Source organism: Porphyromonas catoniae ATCC 51270 (genome assembly GCF_000565015.1).
Taxonomy (GTDB): Bacteria; Bacteroidota; Bacteroidia; order Bacteroidales; family Porphyromonadaceae; genus Porphyromonas; species Porphyromonas catoniae.
The window spans coordinates 80,820-101,361 of sequence record NZ_JDFF01000009.1 but is presented as its reverse complement, the minus strand read 5'-3'; the positions used below and the strand labels follow the sequence as shown (position 1 = coordinate 101,361).

Sequence of the window (20,542 nt, the reverse complement as noted above, 5' to 3'; positions counted from 1 at the left end):
ATTAGATCTACAAATGTACACCTTTTGTTGAATATGTTACTGTGCTCGTTGCTTCACGTATGGTCCTATACTCTAGTTATGCCTACTTGTGCTAGGTAGTTGTCTAGGTGGACTACAATCTCTAACGCATCTTCTGTGTCCCCGCTCCCAAGAGTATAAGACTGACTGTGCCTGAAATGGTAGGTGTATAGCTTGAGTATGTATTTCTCTTCCTGCTAAGGTAGCGAGGAGGGGGAGTGTATCGTGGGGCGGTGGTGAGTGTAAAGATTGTAAAGTGTGGTTACAAATGGGAAGATTGGAAGGGCTTCCTATGTCTTTGTTTATTAGGCTCTTGTAAAGAGAGATGGACGAGTTGTGGTAAGTCGTCACAAAAAGTTATGGTAACTCGTCGAAACGACTTATGGTAACTCGTGACGACGAGTTATAGTAAGTCGATGAAGAGAGTTATGGTAACTCGTCAATGAAGGATTTTTCAGGGGAGGGGGATGTTTTATAAGGATTGATGTAAGTGGCTATAAAATAGTGGTTTGTATTTCCTTTGGGAAGAGCTTCTTTCCTTTATAGAGGGGAGGGTGGAGGAGAAGGCATAGTTGCAACCTATTTTATATACGAGGAGAGCATTTAACATATACCCCAATTGTTTGAGTGAGTTAGCGTATTTTTGTGAGGCAAAGTCCATAGAGTATCTGCTCGTACACTACGTGGCAGGCCGGGCAGATATGAGGACAATGTTTGGATAAAACGTAATGAGCAAACAGCAGACAAAGAATTGTGGTCTCGTGCTGATGGGAATGGAAGTGAGCCGACGGCAAGAGAGAGCAAAGATCTTCTCTCCGTACAGGAAGATGAGCCCGTGGAGAGGTCTCCTCTCTGTGCTTATCTCGCTACAATCTTGGAGTATGTTTAAGGCTGAAGCTCGAGACTCGAGCATAAATTCACGTTCATGATGACACGATATTTGCGTATTCAGCCTTATAGAAGTTTTCTCTTCCTTTGGCTAGTCATCGTGAGCTTAGCCTCTTGTAGGACGAAGCAGAGCGATACGGGCAAGCTATCCATCACGACGACAATTGCTCCAGCAGCTACCCTCCTAGAGCATCTTGGGTCTGGTCACCTAGAGGTAACAACCCTTCTGCCGAAGGGGAATAACCCTGAAAATTATGAGCCGACGCCGCAGGATATACTATCACTCTCCGAGAGTAGGGCGTACTTCTTCATGGGAGATCTGGGCTTTGAACGTAGCTGGATGACTCGCATCCAAGGTCTCTTGCCTCAGCTACCGCTGGTTCGCCTAGACCAAGGTTTGCACCATAGAGGTGAGCGTCATCAGCATAGCGGAGTCGTGCATGATCCACATTACTGGATGAGTCTGAGTGGCCTGCGGGCTATGGCTGGAGTGATGTATGAGGCTCTGATACGGCTTGATACGCTCCATCGGAATGACTACACAAGAGCCTATGATGAGTTACAAGCAGAGCTGAACGATCTTGAAGGGAAACTGCGCTTGAAGCTCCAAAACCTGCCTACTCGGGGCTTCGTCATCTATCACCCATCACTCAGTGAGTTTGCTCACGAATGGTCATTAGAGCAGTTTGTCATCGAGGAGGATGGGAAGGAACCCTCACCGACTCATCTAGAGTCCGTTATCAGTAAGGCAAGAGAAGCGGGTGTTCGGGTGGTTTTCATCCAAAAAGAATTTGAGACAAAGCTCGTGAAGAGTGTGGCAAAGGAGCTAGGAGCAAAGATTGTAGAAATCAATCCTCTTGATGGCGATAGCCAAGGAGAACTTCTGCGGATCGCCGATGCCCTTGCCCAAGCTCAGTAATAAAAAGCCAACCACAGCGCCACCTAGCTCTCTTTGTGAAGCTGGTTGGGACGAAGCGTGAGGGCTTGTGTAGGATAGGAACCTACACATTCTGTACCTTTGACGAGAGTTTATAATAAGAGGCTTTGTGCCCTACGTTCATGGAGGGATGCTTGTCCGCATAGAGGACGAGTGCCTACCCTAAGACCTATACAAACCAATGAGTCCTATTCTACGACTAGAAGATGCCCAATTAGGCTATGCCGATACCCTTGTTCTCTCGCATTTTGATTGGGAGATCCAACGAGGGGAACGCTGGGCTGTGACAGGACCGAATGGTTGTGGGAAGACAACGCTCATGCGTACACTCCTGGGACTTATTCCCCTGAGAGGGGGGAGCCTCCTACGCTTTGATTGTGAGGGAAAGGTCACGAATACATTGGTAGCAAGTTACCTTCCTCAGATCAACCAAATAGATCGTCATTTCCCCATTCGTGTATGGGAGGTCATCGACTCAGGGCTCCCTAATGCGATGCGCAGTGCTGTGGAGCGAAAGACTGAAATAGAGCGACTAGCAGGAGCTGTTGGGATTAGAGAGTTGCTAGAGAGTGCTATCGGAAGACTTAGTGGTGGACAGCTGCAGCGGGCCCTCCTAGCTCGTGCGCTTGCATCACAACCAGAGCTCCTTATCCTTGATGAGCCATTGAGCTTCCTAGATAGAGCCTACAAGCAGAGCTTTGAGGCTCTTCTGGAGGTGCTTGTCCCCGAGGAAACCACGATGCTTATGGTGACACATGACATCGCAGGCTCTGGAACGGGAGCATGGCAAGAGCTAAAGCTAGACGAATACGCACGATGAGACTGTTTACTTCTTTTTTATTCGCTTTAGCGCTCTTATCTGCTCATGCTCCACTATGTGGGCAAGAGGAGAGGATAGACAGCTTGAGGCTGAACCGTACAGAGGTAAATAAGCAACTGCTTCATGGAGTGAAGATGGCTGCACCAATCGTTGGCGCAGGATTTCTCCAGACACTCAATAATCAGTATGTGCGGGAGCTTCGCTTTGCTTACTATCCACGCTTCCGACATCGTTATGATGATTACCTACAATTTGTGCCACTTGCTGGGCAGCTAGGGCTTCGTCTGGCTGGTGTGCGAGGCGTGACGGATAACGTGCTACAGATGGCCTCAGCCGATGCCGTAGCCTCCCTCACGATGCTTGCCCTGACCTCCGCAATCAAGTACACCGCACGTGTAGAACGGCCCGATGGATCGTCTCGTAATTCCTTCCCATCGGGACATACAACGATGGCTTTCACATCCGCGGAGCTATTGAATATTGAGTATGGTGATCGCTTCCCGTGGCTTCGACCAATTAGCTATACCGTTGCTACTGCTACGGGTGTAGGACGCCTTTTGAATAATCGTCATTGGATTGGGGATGTCGTCACAGGGGCTGGCCTAGGTATCCTCTCGGCACATTTCGGCTATTGGGTTACAGACTTACTTTTTGGCCGAAGCCGTCGGAACCATACACCATCTCCTCTTTTTCCTAGAGAAGGCTTCCTCCTTTACCTGCCTATTGAGTCAGGAACGCTCCATACGAAACGGGGTGCAGAGTGGTATGCGGTAAGTAGAGCCTTTGGTCTTGGAGTAGAATATACACCGCCTTCCTTCCCGCTCTTCTTACAGGCTCAAGCACAGCTAGCGCTACATCGTATTTATAGGCACAGCAAGACTGGTGAAGAGCTAGGTGCAGAGCTTAAGGGGATTCGCCTACAGCTGGGGCTAGGGAAGGATCTCTCTATCTGGGAAGACTTTGGTCTCAACGTATCTACCCATGCACGGTTAATCCGGTATGTGGGACAAGACGTAGTACGACCAGAGGAAATCCAGCGCGTGTCTGTGCCTCGTTGGCGTATAGGGATGGGCATAGAGCTTGCTCCCCACTGGCAGTTTACTCGCCATCTAGGTATCCGTGTGCCTTGTGGTGTTGATTATTTTCCCTCGAGTCTGCGCTTCATGCCTCTGGGAGGAGAAGAGGTTAGACTCCGTGGTCTCTCCTATTACATTTCGTCGTCTCTAGAGGTGCATCTCTAGTGGTGTGCCCCTGTTTAATGTTACTATCTCATGATTTCGTTTTACTTGATGCCCGTAATCTTTGTCCTAGGTATCCTCGGCATTGCCTTTGAGGAGCAGATTAAGATCAATAAGACTGCTACGGCACTACTCACTTGTGTGTTACTTTGGGCTATTCTGCTTATTGATACGAGTATTGCTTCTAGGACAGAGGGCTTCTTACAGTATGTAGCACATGCGACTGGGGGTGGAGATACGGAGGTATCAGACTACCTTTCTCTTAGGCTTACGGAGCATCTTGGGGATGTCTCTGGGACACTCTTTTTTGTCCTCTGCTCCATGGTGCTCGTGAGTACGATCGATAGCTACGGAGGTTTTAAATCGGTGGCGAGCATTGTTGCTACCACTAATAAGCGGAGGCTACTTTGGCGTGTAGCCTTTGCTTCCTTCTTCTTCTCGGCATTTCTCGACAACCTAGCAGCCTCTATTGTCATCATAGCTGTCCTACGCAAACTCGTGCCAGACACGACTGACCGTATGAAGTATGCTTGTATGTCGATTATCGCATGTAACGCTGGTGGATCATGGTCTCCGATTGGTGATGTCACGACACTTCTGCTCTGGAATAATGGGCGCATCACCCCTTACTACCAGATCTTTCACTTGATTATCCCTGCCCTCATTAGCCTTATTGTGCCAACGCTCCTTGCACACTTCTTCCTCTTTAAGAAGGGGGTGAAGCTACGTCAGCGACCTAATGTGCCAGAGGATGAAATGTATGATATCCTTCCCCATCGAGCTCGTATCGTTGTCTTCATCTTGGGTATCCTCTCGCTGATGCTTGTCCCTATCTGGCAGACGTTCTTTGATGTGCCAGCCTTTATGGGAGTCATCTTTGGTCTGGTGCTGGTATGGATCTATACTGAGCTGATGTTCTCTCGCTATAAGAAGAGACTACGTGAAGCGACAACACTTCGCATGACAGAGCAGCTTAACAACAATGCAGACCTAACGACGATCTTCTACTTCTTGGGCATTCTGATGTCGGTAGCGGCATTGATCGAAGGAGGACAGCTAGCAGTAGCCTCTACCCATGTGACTAAGCTAATCCCCAGCACAGGGCTTCTGGCTACAATCATTGGGGTACTATCCTCTGTGTTGGATAATGTCGCTCTTGTTGCTGCTGTGCTGGGGATGTACCCTGTGGATGCAAGTGGTGCGCTCTCACCCTTTGTCTTGAATGGTTCCTTCTGGGTGTTCCTCGCCTATTGTGCTGTCAATGGGGGTAGCTTGCTCATCATAGGCTCTGCTACGGGTGTTACGGTCATGGGGCTTGAGGGCATTAGCTTTGGCTATTATCTCAAGCGGTTCAGTCTACTTGCTCTCTCAGGCTACTTGGCTGGTGCGCTCGCCTATCAACTACAGTCACTTATCTTCTGAGCATTTCACCACTGAATGACCAAGTATGAGTAGACTTGTCGCTGTGGGAATATGAGGGGTTGGATGGTAGGATAGGTGGCGTCTGTACATACCCTCTTTCTGTGATAATTCGTTATATTTGTGCGACTACGAACTGTATAGTCCTGTGATACCACACTCACTCCAAGGCGCGATCGTGGCGATACTGGTGAGGCTTAACAAATAAATAGTGTGTAGAGAAATGATCAGGGTAATGCGTTTAGCCGATGATAAGTCTGATAAGTTTTGGCGCATAGAGACACTAGGATCCGACTTCGTGATTAATTGGGGAAAGACGGGTACCTCTGGTCGCTATGAACTGAAGGCTTGTCAGGATGAGGACAGCTGTCAGAGGCAAGTAGACGAACTTATCCGCGTGAAGATTAAGAAGGGTTACTCCGATCTCACCAGCTTCTGCCCTCAGGGGCAATACTACTACGATGATGACACCTTTGGCCTACATCCCTTAACGAGCCACCCTGTATTCCGCAAGTATTTCACCGACGACTTCTATTACTCGAGTGTCACCGAGTCTGCACCCTTTGGCAGTGACGAGGGGATAGATGCTCTCTGGGAGCTCTCTGATCTCTTACGCCGCAGACCACATGCTGAGCTCGTGGACTTCCCACAGAGCGTCTTGATGAAGCTCTATCAACTACCTTACTTCCCTCCACATGATGAGACCCTCGATGAGCTACGGGAGCTAGAGGGGAAGGAGCACGCAGGGCAACCGATGCTCCATGTACTGAGGCGTACGGATCGAGTGATTATTGCTTCGGCCTTGGCGCATATTAAGATTACGGGCGAGCTTGACTCACAGCTTCACGAGTTGGCACTACGGGCTATTGCCCGGCTGAGCAAGCTCACAGAGCTGGGGCTACCTGTACGCTTGACTAGTGATACCCTCCGTGCGATTACTGAGGATCTTAGTCGCTATGACCGTGAGGTCATTAGGGCGAAGCAAGCCTAGCTTGACACATAGCCTTCCTTCTTCTACTATGATAGCCAGAGCTAAGGAATAGGGAGTTTATTCCCATCCTTTATCCCCTTCCTTTTACACCTCTTCTACCTCTCCACCTCTTGTCGTCTTATGCCCTAACGGAAATGGCGTGAGCGGAACTCCGAGGGAGTGCATCCCTCCATGCGACGGAAGAACTGGGAGAAGAACGATGGATTAGCAAAGTGCAATGCATCGGCGATCTGCTGTATCGATAGGTTGGAGCCTGTTAGGTACATCTTCGCTGTGGAGTGGAGCAGCCCACTGATGGACTTTGCTGCTGTCTCACCACAGTATTCCTTACAGATTGAGTTGAGGTAGCGAGTGGTGATGCAGAGCTTACGAGCGTAGAAGTCCACGGTATGCTCTTCATGGTAATGGTTGAAGATGAGCTCAAGGAAGTCGGCATAGTATACCTCCTTCCTCGTGAACTTAGATGGGTCATATACCACCTCTTCTTCGTAGTGTGATAGGACCTCGCATATCATGGCTGCGGTGATATGCTGTAGGATCTCGATGTTGTACTTCGTCTGTGGTCGAGAGGCTACCCTTCCCATCAGTTCGAGTATCTGGATAAGGTCCTCCATGTGTCCTTCCTTTAGCGTGAAGCAAGGGTAGAAAAATACCTTCTTGATCAAATCTGGACTAGGGTAGTGACCTCGTATGCTTACATCAATGACGTCATTCCACACGAAGAGGTAACCCTCACTGCCTGGACTACACTTAGGGTGTTGGATATTTTGGTAGATGAAGATATTGCATGCATCTCGTTCGTGCAGGGTGTAGGTTGTGTTGTCTGCCGTCAGTGTAATCGTCCCACGGGTGCAGATGAAGAAGCGAGAATAGCTATATGCACTCAGCGCATACTCAAATTTGGAGTAGTCTTGCACATCATCCGTGAAGTGGATGATATTAATCTGCCTTGATGTGATCGAGGGGGAATGGGCCATAGGGATCGATGATAACTCAATAAGGGTTGGAAAATATGTAACGAAGGGGGGGGGTGAAAGCACCCATGCATGGGTCTCAGCGATACCCATGCATGGGTTGGCATCAAGACCCATTATGGGTCTCCTCGGGAACCCTTGCAAGGGTATCTCATACTACCTACTCATTGGTGTGAAATTTGCCTACTTATAGTGCTTATTTACCCATGAATGCCTAGTCACCTTGCTTATCGAATGGACTACTGAGTGTGGGCAAGGTAGCCGTGGTAGCGACTGAGTACTTGGTCAACATAGCGAGTCACACCTTTGCCTCGGAGGTAGCCTGCACGACATACGGGATCATTGTAATATTTGGCTTCGCTCTTGAGGCGTAGAGCCTCTTCGATACCGCCCGACCATTTTGTCGTTGAATAGCCATACTTAGCCGCTAGACGGATAGCATCCTGTAAGTGTGCAGGTCCTGCATTATAGGCTGCGAGCGTTACGGCAATACGATCCTCGAGCTCGGGGATAGAGGTGAAGAGCTTCTCCGTGGCACGGATGCAGTCTACGGCGACTCGTACAGAGACATTGGGGTCAAGGAGTTCGTCCTTGCTTGCCCCAAAGATATGTCCCGTGCGAGGCATGATACCCATGAGGCCCCGAGCACCAGACCAGCCAATGACGTGTGGCTTGAAGTTTGACTCCTGATAGGCAATGGCTGCGAGGAGCTGCCAAGGCCAGTTAATCCGCTGAGCCTCCTTCTTGAAGATGGCATCGAATGGGGAGAGTCCACCCTCGTGTATATAGGTGCGCTCTCCACGACCGATTGTGGGGGAGTGGCCACTCTGTACTGGGCGTGGAGAGGGAGTGGGCTTTACTTCGTCCTCCTCACTCTTGTTTAGTTCAAAGTATTTACGATAGATGTTCTTGAAGGAAGGCTGTGAAGGAATGTCCTCGGCCCACTTGTCTAAGGCCAGGGCTAGCCCCTCGTGGTCGGGAGAGGTAAACCAGCGAAGGCTTTGCTGGAAGCCTACCTCGACAGAGATATCAATGCTTGGGTAGTAGGTCTTCGCTAGGCGTGCTAGCTCTTGGTCGGCGATGGTATAGTCGATACTGCCCGAAGCGACTTGGTCAATGAGGTCTTCACTATCAAGGGTATCCGCAGTGATGAGACGTAGGTAGATCTTCCCACCCAGCTGCTGCTCCAAACGCTCTACACGTTTCTCTTCGCGAGAGCCCGAGAGTAGGGTAATGGTCTTACCCAGAAGTCCCGTCACATCTCGTACGTAGCGAGCGGTATCCTCCTTGTTTATAAGGCGACGCTGTACAAGGGTAAGCCCTGATAGCTCCTCTGGACCAGTGAAGCGTAGCTCACTCCTGCTAGACTGGGTGACGGCGTAGGGAGTGATACAGAGATTCATCTCCCCAGAGAGGATGAGACGCTTAGCCTCTGTCATATCGTGGACAACGTAGAGCTTCAGAGGGCGGCGTACCTTTTCTGCAAAGAGACGTAGTAGCTCATACTGGTAGCCCATAGGTTCGTCTCGGTAGACAAAGAAAGTCGTAGCCCCCGAGAGCGTGACGACACGAAGCGTATCAGGTAGGCGCATCCGTGCCTCTTGCTCCGCTTGTATGCGCTCGGTGCGCCTACGATGAGAGAGGGTAAAGCCAACGAAGAGGGCAAGCAAAAGCCCAGCGACCACAAAGAGGGTCGTTGGGCTAAGTTGTTTGGGTAGTCGCATAGTAGTAGTGAGTAAGAGAGATTAGTGCACGTGGCGTACCAGCTGCACTACATTCTCTATGTGATGGGTGTGGGGGAACATATCCACAGCTCGAGACTTAGTGACTCGATAGTCACCAGAGGCGGTGAGTAGCTGTAGATCACGTGCCTGTGTGGCGGGATTACAGCTTACATAGACGATACGCTGTGGGGCTGCACGGAGGATCGTAGCGATAACGTCTTCGTGCATCCCTGCGCGTGGAGGATCAGTGATGATGACCTCTGGATGACCATGCTGAAGGATAAAGTCTTCGGTGAGGATATCCTTCATGTCTCCCGCATAGAAGAGTGTGTTGTCAATATCGTTGACTTCACTATTGATCTTGGCATCAGCTATGGCCTCGGGGACATATTCGATACCGATGACAGAGGTAGCATGACGTGCAACAAAGTTGGCAATCGTACCTGTGCCTGTATAGAGGTCGTAGACATGCTCCTTACCCGTCAGCTCTGCAAACTCCCGAGCTACCTTATATAGCTCGTAGGCTTGCTCGCTATTCGTCTGGTAGAAGGACTTAGGGCCAATGCGGAACGTAAGCCCCTCCATTCGCTCCTCGATATAGTCACGACCTGAGTAGCAGTGTATCTCTTGGTCAGTGATGGTGTCATTGGCCTTTGCATTGATGACATAGAGTAGGGAGGTGATTTGAGGGAAGTGCTCCTTCACGGCATCAAGTAGTGTGGTACGAGCCTCTTCATCCTCACGGAAGAAGACCACGACAAGCATAATCTCTCCAGTAGAGGTCGTACGCATCATCAGGGTGCGCATGAAGCCCTCCTGCTTACGTAGGTCAAAGTAAGGGTAGCGTTCGGGTCTTGCTTTACAATAATCTCGGATGAAGAGACGGATGTCATCTAAGACCTTAGCTCCGAGGTGACACAGGTCAATGTCCAAGACCTTGTCAAACATCCCTGGTAGGTGAAAGCCTAGTCCAGAGAGATCTTGTCCCTCTCTCTCATCCAGAGCGGAGAACTCATTAGGCTGTAACCAGCGACGATGACTGAAGGTAAACTCTAGCTTATTACGATAACGCTCCGTGCGCCTTGAGCCTAGGATCGGTAGGTAGGTCTCTACGTCAATCTTACCGATGCGACATAGTGCATCTCGTACAACTTGATCCTTGGTCTCTAGCTGAAGAGAGTAGGGGAGATGCTGCCACTTACACCCGCCACAGATGGTGAAGTGTGAGCAGAAGGGGGTGACACGTTGTGGGGAGGGAGTTATTATCTCTGTGATACGCCCCTCCATGAAGCTACTTTTCTTCTTAGTGACCTGGATATCACATACGTCTCCAGGAGCTGCAAAGGGGACGAATAGCACCTGACCATTCACATGGGTGAGTGCCTTCCCTTCGCCTGCGATACCTTCGATAGAGATACTCTGTAGTAGAGGTAGTTCTTTTTTCTTTCGTGCCAATGCTATCTTATATAAAGCTCCCCATAGCTATACGGCACCATGGATAGGTGAGGATAGCTATGGGGAGGAAATGTCTATTAACCTAGGTAGGAGCTAATGAGCTGCTTGTACTCGTTAGCCAGAGAGGCAGCCTGCTCCTGGGTAGGAGCTTCTGTATAGATGCGGATGATAGGCTCTGTATTACTTCTACGCACATGCACCCAGCGGTCAGAGAAGTCAATCTTGACACCATCTACCCGATTGATATTACCCTTACCCTCTTCTTCCCTGGCTAGACGATCAAGTAGGAGCTGTGGATCTGCTGTCGTAGGGAGCTCCACTCGTTGCTTGCTCATGTAGTAGTTGGGATAGGTGGAGCGTAGTGTATGTACGCTACGACCATCCTTTGCTAGTAGGGTTAGGAAGAGTGCTATGCCTACGAGGGCATCACGTCCATAGTGGAGCTCGGGATAGATAACCCCCCCATTGCCCTCTCCTCCAATAAGGGCGTTTGTCTCCTTCATCTTCGCTACGACATTCACCTCTCCTACTGCAGCCGCATTGTAGTTACCGCCATAGCGGAGGGTCACGTCTCGTAGTGCACGAGTAGAGCTAAGGTTGGAGACGGTATTCCCCCCACCATTGAGCTTGAGGAGGTAGTCAGCTATGGCAACGAGGGTATATTCCTCTCCAAAGAACTCTCCTCGCTCATCAACAATGGCAAGTCTGTCTACATCGGGGTCAACGACAAAGCCTAGATCTGCTCCTACCTTACGTACCTCATCACAGATGGCTGTGAGATGCTCGGGTAGAGGTTCAGGGTTGTGAGCAAAGTCTCCTGTTACTTCGCTGTAAAGACCTGTTACTTGGGTTACACCTAGAGCCTCAAAGAGAGCTGGGAGAGCAAGCCCCCCAACAGAGTTTACACTATCGTATACGACACGGAAGTTTGCTCTACGAATAGCCTCTACATCGACCCCTCGTACACTAAGGATAGCCTCAATATGCTCCTTGAGGTAGCTCTTCTCCTCTACGATCCTGCCGAGTGCAGTGACCTCTGCAAAGTCTATCTCCATAGCGTCTGCAAGGCGAAGGATCTCTTTCCCCTCAATGTCACTTAGGAACTCTCCTCTGCAGTTGAGTAGTTTTAGAGCATTCCATTGCTTGGGGTTGTGGCTAGCTGTAAGTATGAGTCCTCCATCAGCCCCCTTACCGACGACAGCCATCTCGGTGGTAGGCGTAGTGGCAAGGTCAATGTCAATGACATCACATCCCATCCCTATAAGCGTACCAATGACGATACTCTTAACCATAATGCCCGAGAGGCGTGCATCACGTCCTACAACTATGAGCGGATGCTCCTCGCCTGATTGGGTACGGATGAATGTGGCATAAGCTGCAGTAAACTGTGCCGTACTTATGGGGTTCAACCCGTCAGTGGGTGCACCACCAATAGTGCCACGGATGCCTGAGATGGATTTGATGAGTGTCATGTGTGCCTGTATCGTTGTGTGGTTGGTTTATCGATAAGTGTATTGAGCCTCCTCGACGTAGATTGAGTTCCCCTGAGTATAAGTTGCCGTAGGCCCTAGCTCGAAGGGGATGATTAGCTGTACACGAGCCCCATTACCGAGAAGGGATGCGGGGAATGCTACACCCTCACAGAGGAGCTGATCGAGTGAATTGGAGAAGCTATTGCTTCCGATGGCTCGGTAGTGCTCTGTGCCTACATTATAATAGGATACGTAGAGGAACTTCAGTTCGTCAAAGGATGGGTTGGCAATGGAGTTAAAGGTATAGACGGTATCTCGACTATCGTTGAACATCCGACCTTTCATCCGTACCAGCACACGTGTTTTCTCTGCTACGGCCTTTTCGTCAGACCCCTTGTCAAGCACACGCATGTAGAGACCATTCGATAGCTTGTAGAAGACATTTTGGTCAATTGGGGTAGGGAGTAGCTCGTCATTGCGAGAGATGACTTGGAACTTCTCCTTGGCGATAAGTCGGTCAATAGCTCGGCGCTGCTCCTTCTTTAGCTGAGAGAGGGGTTTGACGTTGCTCTTCTTACAGCTCCCTAGGAGAGCGAAGGTCACTAGGAGTAGCAGAGCAAAGAGGTGATGGCTACGTAGTCTATTCATTATGTATGTTTATTGTTCCTGTGATAATGGGTATCGCCTAAGCATTCCCTTTAGCTGGCAAAGATAGATATTTTTAGCCTCTTCTATAGTGCCGATATGCTCGGCACCTGCGGCATTCTGATGGCCACCTCCACCGAAGGCTTCCTGGGCAAGTATATGTACGGGAAAGTCCCCAGTAGAGCGTAGGGAGAGCTTGATCTGTGTCTTGTCTTCTCGGATGAAGCAAGAAGAGGAAATGCCCTCAATGGATAATGGGATATTCACTAGTCCTTCGGTGTCTCCCTTGGTAGCTCCAAACTCCTGTAGTTCGGACTGAGAGAGTGTAATTACTGCAGTCCCTAGCTCGGGATAGAGCTCTAGCTTGCGACCCAGTACATAGCCCTGCAAGCGAATCTGCGCTTCGGGGTTATGGTAGGAGAGCCGGTCAATGATAAAAGGGTAGTCGGCACCAAGGGCCAAAAGCTCAGAGGTGACACTAAATAGCTCTGGCGAGAGGTGGCTATACATGAACCTACCCGTATCTGTAATAATACCGGTGAGTAGGAGTGTGGATGCCTCTGGAGAGATATACTCCTTCCATCCCAGCTCTTTGGCTAGAAGGTATACCAGCTCACATGTGGCAGATGCCTCGGGGTAGCTAAAGCAGGGGGAGCAGCCTACCTCTGGGAAGAGGTGATGGTCAATGAGTACACGCTCTGCAGAGCTAGCCTCTATCTCCTTGACGAGCGGAGGGTAGCGTAGTCGCCCCACTTCGTTGTGATCGAGGTGGAAGATGAGGTCTGCTTGCCTGATGAGCTCTAGGCTATGAGCTTCATCCTCAGGATAGATGATGAGCTCGTGGAGGAGGGGTAGCCAGCTAAGGTAGTTCTCGATACGATCGGGGCTAATGGCTTGCACATTAGCTTCGGGGGCTACTGCTCGTAGGACTTGCATCCAAGCCAGTATAGAGCCTAGGGCGTCTCCATCGGGGCTGGTGTGGGGAAGGACTACGATACGCTTGCGACTCAAGATTAGCTGCCTTAGTCGCTCTACCTCTAGTCTATCCCATTGATACTTTCCCATGTATTCCTGTATAGTCTTATTAGCTCGTTTTCTCCTCTAGCTCAAGTTGTCTGAGTACGAGCTCATCAAGTTCGTTGATGAGTACCCCGATACGCTCTGAGGCTGTGATGAGCTCTGCATGTGTGAGTGTACCTGCCGAGAGTGCTTGCTCGATAGCTAGCTTCTCTTCTTCTAACGTTGTGATACGTCCCTCTAGTCCCTCCAGCTCTTTTTTCTCTGCATAGGTGAGTTTAGGTGCACGAGTAGAGTTGGGTCGTTTGGGCTCGCTAGGGATGATGGTTTTCTTCTCTTTGTGTTTCGCCTCTTCTTCCTCTCTTGCCCCTTGCCAAGCACGATAGAGGGTATAGTTGCCTGGGAAGTCACGCACCTTACCCTCGCCCTCGAAGCAGAGGAGGTGTTGGACGACTTTGTCCATGAAGAATCGGTCGTGGGAGACAATGAGTACACAGCCAGAGAACTCCAAGAGGTATTCCTCTAGAGCTTGTAGCGTGAGGATGTCGAGGTCATTCGTTGGCTCGTCGAGGATGAGGAAGTTCGGAGCTGTGACGAGTACAGTGCATAGGTATAGGCGGCGTAGCTCACCTCCACTGAGCTTCTCTATGGGAGTGTACTGACGCTCTGGGGGGAAGAGGAAGCGAGTCAGCAACTGACTGGCGGAGATACGCTCTATGTTACTGCCCGTAGGGAGTGCAAAGCTCTCTGCCATGTCCTCTACGATGTCGATGACCCGTTTGTGTGGGTCAAAGGTTGGAGCCTGCTGACTGTAGTAGCCAAAGCGTATGGTCTCCCCGATATCAAACCTTCCTGAGTCTGGGGTTACTTCCCCGAGGAGCATGCGTAAGAAGGTCGTCTTGCCTACTCCGTTCTCCCCTACGATGCCTACCTTATCCCGTCTGGAGAAGATGTAGCTGAAATCATTGAGGATAACCTTATCGCCATACCTCTTGCTGACGTGCTCTGCCTCGAAGATCTTCTTCCCGAGGTGACCTATGTTTGCTCCACCTAGCTCTACTTGCTGTGTGCTGTGAGTGACTTTGGTCTTCTCCTCTAGGGCATGGAAGGCATCGATGCGGTACTGTGCTTTTGTTCCTCGTGCTTGGGGCTGTCGGCGCATCCAGTCGAGCTCACGTCGGTAGAGGTTAAGGGCTCGCTCACGTGCGGCCTCTACCTCTTCATGACGCTCGTCTCGTTTCTCTAGGTAGTAATCATAGTTCCCCTTGTAGCGATAGAGTTTTCCACCATCAAGCTCTATGATGTGGTTGCATACACGATCGAGGAAGTAACGGTCATGCGTGATGAGTAGGAGCCCCATGGTGGAGCGGGAGAGGTAGCCCTCGAGCCCCTCGATGCTTTTTAGGTCAAGGTGGTTTGTTGGCTCATCTAGGAAGAGTAAGTCGGGCTGAGAGATGAGTGTGCCTGCTAGTGCTACACGTTTCTTCTCACCGCCTGATAAGCCCTTGAGGGGGCGTGCATAGTCATGTATGCCGAGAGCGCCTAGGATCTCCTTGGCACGTTGCTCATAGCTCCATGCTCCAGAGGCCTCCATCTCGGGGAGTAGTTGCTCCATAGCTGTGCTGTCATCCTGTGTGATGGCTAGCTCCCAGCGCAGGGTGAGTTGTGCTATGGGATCATATTTGCTGAAGCAGGCCTCCAATACGGTGCCCTCCTCTGGAAGGTCAGGGAGCTGAGGGAGGAACGCCTTTGTGAGATCTCGCTCGTAGGTTACAGAGCCGGAGTCCTGAGGCTCTAAACCAAGTAGGATACGCAGGAGTGTAGACTTCCCTGAGCCGTTGGGAGCAATGAGTCCGACCTTCTGACCACGATCTATGGAGAATGATATATCGGAGAAAAGGAGGCGATCGCCGAAGCTCTTGGTGAGTTGCTCTACTTGCAGCATAGGGGCGATGCTTGGCTAACGTGTCTTCGTAGAGTCTCGTTGCCCACCCCAGTGCTCTACGACCTCGGGTAAGCGTCCTGCTCCTAGGTAACGCGAGGTATAGTATGAACTGTTGTTGTAGCTCTCTATGACGATCCCTAGACCACAGCTACTGTGCATCATTTGGATATTCCCATTGTCGTTACTGACGACCATCGCTACATGCCCGACGCGACTTTGCCTTTTATTCCTACCCTTGAAGAAGAGTAAGTCCCCAGGCTGAGGATCTTTAATCTTGTTGGCATAAATAGCTATAGCCCCTGAGGAGCGAGGAATCTTGATGCCCTCTAGCGAATAGATGTAGCTCACAAACCCCGAGCAGTCTAGGGGCCACTTAGCGATGCCTGTTGCTCGGTAGCGGTGACCTAGGAGCTTTTGCCCGTGATCCACTACGGTGCGGATGAGGTTAGGGGTACCCTCGGCTAGGGTGATGGGCTTGTAGGAGTAGCCTCGCCCACTCGTACCATGACGTCTAGACTGCGTGGAGCAGGCTTGCTCCTCAGAGCTGTGGGTCTTCTTTCGTTTGGAGTGACGTCGATGCTTGGACTTCTTTTTGCCTTTCTGGGGAGAGGCTTGGTCTGTTTCCTCCTCGAAGCTCAGCTCATGGGAGGACGAAGACGCCAGAGTCTTTGCATCCTGAGCATGGTAGGTGTCTGCCGCAGCCCTTGCTCCACAACTGGTCGTGGTGCATAGTGCTAGGATAAAGAGTGTCGCTACGTATGATTGTTTGAATAGCCTCATCGTTGTCAATGAATGTGAATGAAGGCAAATATACGATAATCATGCGGGATGCCCTGCCGAAAAGCTAGAGAGAAGCCCCTGAAACCCATGCATGCATTCCCGTCGAAACCCTTGCAAGGGTCTGTTTGAGAATGCATGCATGGGTTTCTAAGGAAGTCCTTGCAAGGGTTTCTCTTCCTTCACTAGGAGGCTTGTGTGACCCTTGTCTCTAGGGTAAACTTGACCACCTCACTTGTGTAGTGTCCGTGGCTAGACGTGAGCCTCACCCTCCTCCCATGATGACCCTTATCCAAGGTATTTAGTATATCTTTGCACAAACCTATGGGGATTACCCCAGGTGTAGCACTTTAATTTATAAACCCATACAACTCAGTATTAAGATGGCTCTATTTGATAAGCTTACGAAGAAGTCCACACCAGACTTTGACCCTAAGGAAGTGTTGCCTACCATCCTAGAGGCTTTGGAGAAAGAAGGTTATCGCCCCGATCGAGATAACGATATACGCATCGTGTACAAGAACGAAGGTGTGTATTTCTGTCTCTATTATAGAGTCGAAGACCCTGAGTTCTTGATGGTGCGTGCTACCTTCGAGCGTGCTGCCTTTGAGGATGTCGAAGAGCCTTATCTATACAAGGCCTGTGCTGCCACAGACTACGATCAGAAGGTAAGTAAGGCCTATATCGATGACGAGGGTGATATTGTCTTCTCAGTGGAGACCTTCCTCTTCCCAGGTACACCGATTGCCAAACTTGCCCTGCGTATGAATGACGCTCTAGGCTCTACCGTGGCCTTCTTCCATCGTACCCTCAAGGAGATGGTCGGTAAGAAGGATGGGGCAGAGGAAGCTACCACACAACCCTCGGGAGGCGAACTCGCCAACTAGACCTACTCATTACCTCCATATAGATACAGAGGTATCCAACCTATCAAGACCCCCTAGAGCTATACGCCCCAGGGGGTCTTATGCGTTGATATACAGGGGAGAGAGGGGTTATTCCTCTTGGCGTAGGTGCCTCGTGTGTCAGAGTGTCAGATGACGGAGTATTTGGTCTGTTCTTTGCAATATGTTACAAAAAGACTAACTTTACCAGCAGAATGGTAGGCTCATGTAGGGTTTGGATGTTATTGCTTAGTCCCCTTCCTCCTATCCCTGCCTTTCGCTAGATTACAAGTCAGAAGTAAAACGATTAGACGATACAAGCTATGAATGCTGTAAAGATGTTGCTCCTCCTCGGAGCAGGCTTCCTGTGGGTGCCCGTAGTACATGCACAGAAGGACGATAAGTATCTCGATGATGCTTACTATCGTCGAAGTGATATACAGAAGATTGACCAAGAGGCTAGGCGTAAGGCAGAGCTACGCGCAGCTGCCGCTCGAGCAGAGCGTGAAGCATGGGAGAAGGAGCAAGCAGAGCTCTTGGCTCGATACAAGAGAAGGAAAGCAGACCGTGAGATAGATGCCTATAATGGGCGACTAGGCGAGAATGATACGATTATGCTTACTGAGGCGGAGCTAGCTGACCTCCTAGCCTCACAGCGCAGTCGACAAAAGGGGGATGAGCCACGTGTCTATGGCCCTTACTCCTCTCGCCTCTCTCGATTCTATGGCAATGGCACGACAGTCATCGATGGCGCACGACGTGTGTATATCGATGCTGACCCTTGGTACAACGACTTCGACTACTACCGCTCTGGAGCCGACATATATGTAAATATCGGTAGTTATAGCCCTTATTGGGGGAATAGCTGGGGCTGGGGAGCACGTGTCGGTTGGGGCTCTTGGTATGATTACCCTTACTCTTGGTATGACTCCTACTATTATCCTAGCTATTGGAGAGGGAGCTACTGGGGCTATCCTCGCTACTATGGAGGATACTATGGTGGCTACTATGACCCCTACTATTACTACTCAGGTTACTACAATGGGTACTATGGTGGGTACTATAACGGCTACTACGGAGGGTACTATGACTATTACTCTCCCTACTACTATGGCTATGCTACTGGAGCTGCCACTCGTGCCTACAACGAACATTATTACAACAACCCCTACTCTCATGGGGCACGTTCGCACACAGGTCGGTCAAGCTACAGTGGCTCATGGGGTGGCTACTCTGCGTACTCTCAAGTAAGAGACCGAGGGGAAATCAATCCTCCTCGTGCTTGGGATGGTACATACTCGACCTCGCCAAGCCAAAGGGCTCGTGGACTCTACGACAACGACTATCAGAGACGGAATAGTGACTACCAGAGACGTAGCGAACCCCAACAACAGACTCAGCGTACCTATGAAAGCTACCCAGCTCGTAGCTATGATAGGAATGACTCGCAGGCAGGGCAGTCTCAGAACTCTGGTGGAGGGTCCTCTACCCCCTCACGCCGCAGATAGTCTACCAGAGGTGTGTGATTAATCTGATTGATAAACGATAAGCATTGTCGCCCGATGACATACAAGCATAAACTACTAGGGGTAGTAGCCCTCAGTCTCCTACCCCTAGCTCTATCGGCACAGAGTGCTAGCGAGGCGTTTCGTCTAGGTAGTGCTACGGATCCAACAGGATCCGCTCGTTATACAGCCCTCTCTGGGGCTATGGGAGCTGTCGGCTCAGACGCTTCCTCCTTGGTGCGAAACCCTGCGGGCATCTCTCTATATAGAGGTGATAATCGTCTTTCCCTTACCCTAGGGGTAGCTCAGAGTAATACTCGCAACAGCTGGTACGGCAACTCTACAAGGATGGAGGGGAAGTGGCGTGTACCCTTCGAGGAGTTCTCCTACCAGAGAGGCACGAGTAGGGATACACGTGGACGTCTATCCTTTGTCTTTAGTATCCGTAACGGAGGTAGCTTTGATCGCTCGTTCCGAGCCCAAGCTACTCCTGGAGCAGGCATGGTGCATAGCTCGCTAGCAGACTATGCAGCTGCTCGTACGAACAATGCCCGCTACGACTACCAGGCACAGCATGACGCAGACTTTACCCTAAGTAAGCTACAGAGTACATCTGCGTTCGATAATCCTCGTGTGCCCTTCATCTCTATCCTCGGGGCTGGCTCAGGTTGGATTTCTCCAGATAAAGACCCACGGGATCCAAGTAAAGAGCTCCAGCGCTATGGCTCGACCTATGGCTCTAACAATGCCCCTTCTTACCTAGCGCATCCAGAGCGTCTTGACCTAGAGATCTACGAGCGTGGTAATATCTTGAACTATGATCTTGCTCTAGGTATCGAGGCTACGGATGCCCTACACTTCGGTATCGTAGGGACGCTGTCCTCCTTGGACTATGACCTTACCTCCTACTACACTGAGGGCTTTAATAACTCAGGACGCCTCTTCTTGAGGAACCAAGTATCGGTATCTGGCTTCGGTGCAGGTCTTGGGCTTGGTGCTCTTTATGAGGTGGCTGAAGGGCTTCGTCTTGGTGCATCTCTGTACACTCCTACTTTCTATAGCATGAAGTCAGACTTCATATCCTATGGAGAAGGTATCTATGGAGGTAAGAAGGGGAATGTTCGTACACCTAGCTCTGCTGCGTCCTCGTATGTACTACGTGGTCCATGGCGGTTTGGGTTGAGTGGAGCTTACGTCCTTGGGCGTTCGGGTATCCTGAGTGTGGACTATGAGTACACCACACTGGGTAACCTGCGTATCACAAACCCTCCCGAAGATCGATCATACGATAGCCCTGCGGATGCAGGCTATGAGGAGGATAATGCTCAGCTCAAGGGTTGGTATCGAGGGACGCATACCCTTCGTGCAGGTGCTGAGGTGATGCTGGATCCTCGCTTTGCTCTACGTGCAGGGTACAGGTTCACGAGTTCCCCCATCAAGGATGGCATGGTCAAGGATGGCATTGCACAGCAGGAAGCCTTTGTATCTGGCCCTGTCGTGCATTACTCCCTCCCAGGGACGATTAATAGCTTCTCTGCAGGGCTTGGCTACCGTATCTCACCCTCTGTCTCGCTGGATGTAGCCTATGTCTACACACATCAGGATGTGAAGACGTTTGCCTTCCCCTATGTTAACGACTATGGGAACCACTTTGGCCTTACTCCTCAGCAGATTAAGGATCAGAATGTACGTCCAGTAAACATTGACGGAGCAGAGTCTATCAATGAGACTCGCATGCGTCACAAGATAGCAGCCACGGTCTCATTTCGCTTCTAAGTGTAGTTAACGTTGTATATTTGTCCCGTAGCTCGTGGAGGATTCCTCTCTGGAGCT

16 protein-coding genes are annotated in these 20,542 nt (G+C 50.5%); 8 read left to right on the top strand and 8 right to left on the bottom strand.

The genetic code is table 11. The features are described 5' to 3' along the window. Positions 1 to 946: 946 nt before the first annotated feature. From HMPREF0636_RS02180 to HMPREF0636_RS02160, 5 genes are all read left to right on the top strand, one after another. The gene (locus tag HMPREF0636_RS02180) at positions 947 to 1,825 is read left to right on the top strand and encodes a metal ABC transporter solute-binding protein, Zn/Mn family (RefSeq protein WP_248616856.1); all 879 of its coding nucleotides are present in this window, start codon (positions 947 to 949) and stop codon (positions 1,823 to 1,825) included. Between the two features lie 199 nt (positions 1,826 to 2,024). Beyond that, complete coding sequence (locus tag HMPREF0636_RS02175; protein ID WP_044168204.1) at positions 2,025 to 2,663, top strand: metal ABC transporter ATP-binding protein; 639 nt, start codon at positions 2,025 to 2,027, stop codon at positions 2,661 to 2,663. 83 nt (positions 2,664 to 2,746) lie between these two features. Beyond that, complete coding sequence (locus HMPREF0636_RS08195; protein ID WP_162147888.1) at positions 2,747 to 3,904, top strand: phosphatase PAP2 family protein; 1,158 nt, start codon at positions 2,747 to 2,749, stop codon at positions 3,902 to 3,904. Between the two features lie 30 nt (positions 3,905 to 3,934). Continuing rightward, the gene (gene nhaD, locus HMPREF0636_RS02165; RefSeq protein ID WP_044168203.1) at positions 3,935 to 5,323 is read left to right on the top strand and encodes a sodium:proton antiporter NhaD; all 1,389 of its coding nucleotides are present in this window, start codon (positions 3,935 to 3,937) and stop codon (positions 5,321 to 5,323) included. 220 nt (positions 5,324 to 5,543) lie between these two features. Next, positions 5,544 to 6,311 (top strand): WGR domain-containing protein, encoded by a 768-nt coding sequence (locus HMPREF0636_RS02160; RefSeq protein ID WP_044168202.1) that lies wholly within the window; start codon positions 5,544 to 5,546, stop codon positions 6,309 to 6,311. A 125-nt stretch (positions 6,312 to 6,436) separates the two neighbouring features. On the opposite strand, the gene HMPREF0636_RS02155 is transcribed toward HMPREF0636_RS02160, so the two are convergent. The 8 genes from HMPREF0636_RS02155 to HMPREF0636_RS02120 form a co-directional block, all read right to left on the bottom strand. Next, the gene (locus HMPREF0636_RS02155) at positions 6,437 to 7,288 is read right to left on the bottom strand and encodes a helix-turn-helix domain-containing protein (RefSeq protein ID WP_162147887.1); all 852 of its coding nucleotides are present in this window, start codon (positions 7,286 to 7,288) and stop codon (positions 6,437 to 6,439) included. Positions 7,289 to 7,524: 236 nt separating this feature from the next. Continuing rightward, positions 7,525 to 9,009, bottom strand: coding sequence for an MltF family protein (locus HMPREF0636_RS02150; RefSeq protein ID WP_044168200.1), 1,485 nt, complete (start codon positions 9,007 to 9,009; stop codon positions 7,525 to 7,527). Between the two features lie 21 nt (positions 9,010 to 9,030). Next, positions 9,031 to 10,464 (bottom strand): 23S rRNA (uracil(1939)-C(5))-methyltransferase RlmD, encoded by a 1,434-nt coding sequence (rlmD, locus tag HMPREF0636_RS02145; protein WP_044168199.1) that lies wholly within the window; start codon positions 10,462 to 10,464, stop codon positions 9,031 to 9,033. A gap of 77 nt (positions 10,465 to 10,541) precedes the next feature. Next, positions 10,542 to 11,936, bottom strand: a complete 1,395-nt coding sequence (glmM, locus tag HMPREF0636_RS02140; RefSeq protein ID WP_044168198.1) for a phosphoglucosamine mutase — start codon at positions 11,934 to 11,936, stop codon at positions 10,542 to 10,544. Between the two features lie 27 nt (positions 11,937 to 11,963). Next, positions 11,964 to 12,584: a DUF4827 family protein gene (locus tag HMPREF0636_RS02135; RefSeq protein WP_052328702.1), complete on the bottom strand. Its 621-nt coding sequence runs from the start codon at positions 12,582 to 12,584 to the stop codon at positions 11,964 to 11,966. 9 nt (positions 12,585 to 12,593) lie between these two features. After that, the gene (locus HMPREF0636_RS02130; RefSeq protein ID WP_044168197.1) at positions 12,594 to 13,646 is read right to left on the bottom strand and encodes a DHH family phosphoesterase; all 1,053 of its coding nucleotides are present in this window, start codon (positions 13,644 to 13,646) and stop codon (positions 12,594 to 12,596) included. Between the two features lie 19 nt (positions 13,647 to 13,665). Beyond that, positions 13,666 to 15,543: an ABC-F family ATP-binding cassette domain-containing protein gene (locus HMPREF0636_RS02125; protein ID WP_044168196.1), complete on the bottom strand. Its 1,878-nt coding sequence runs from the start codon at positions 15,541 to 15,543 to the stop codon at positions 13,666 to 13,668. A 15-nt stretch (positions 15,544 to 15,558) separates the two neighbouring features. Next, positions 15,559 to 16,323 carry a C40 family peptidase gene (locus HMPREF0636_RS02120; RefSeq protein ID WP_044168194.1) on the bottom strand — a complete coding sequence of 255 codons (765 nt, stop codon included), beginning with the start codon at positions 16,321 to 16,323 and terminating at the stop codon, positions 15,559 to 15,561. A gap of 380 nt (positions 16,324 to 16,703) precedes the next feature. Between HMPREF0636_RS02120 and HMPREF0636_RS02115 the strand changes: the two genes are divergently transcribed. From HMPREF0636_RS02115 to HMPREF0636_RS02105, 3 genes are all read left to right on the top strand, one after another. Beyond that, positions 16,704 to 17,207: a type III secretion system chaperone family protein gene (locus HMPREF0636_RS02115; protein ID WP_044168193.1), complete on the top strand. Its 504-nt coding sequence runs from the start codon at positions 16,704 to 16,706 to the stop codon at positions 17,205 to 17,207. 320 nt (positions 17,208 to 17,527) lie between these two features. Further along, entirely contained in the window at positions 17,528 to 18,712 is a 1,185-nt protein-coding gene (locus HMPREF0636_RS02110) for a hypothetical protein (RefSeq protein WP_044168192.1), read from the top strand. A 54-nt stretch (positions 18,713 to 18,766) separates the two neighbouring features. Next, positions 18,767 to 20,485, top strand: coding sequence for an outer membrane protein transport protein (locus HMPREF0636_RS02105; protein WP_044168190.1), 1,719 nt, complete (start codon positions 18,767 to 18,769; stop codon positions 20,483 to 20,485). Positions 20,486 to 20,542 lie beyond the last annotated feature (57 nt).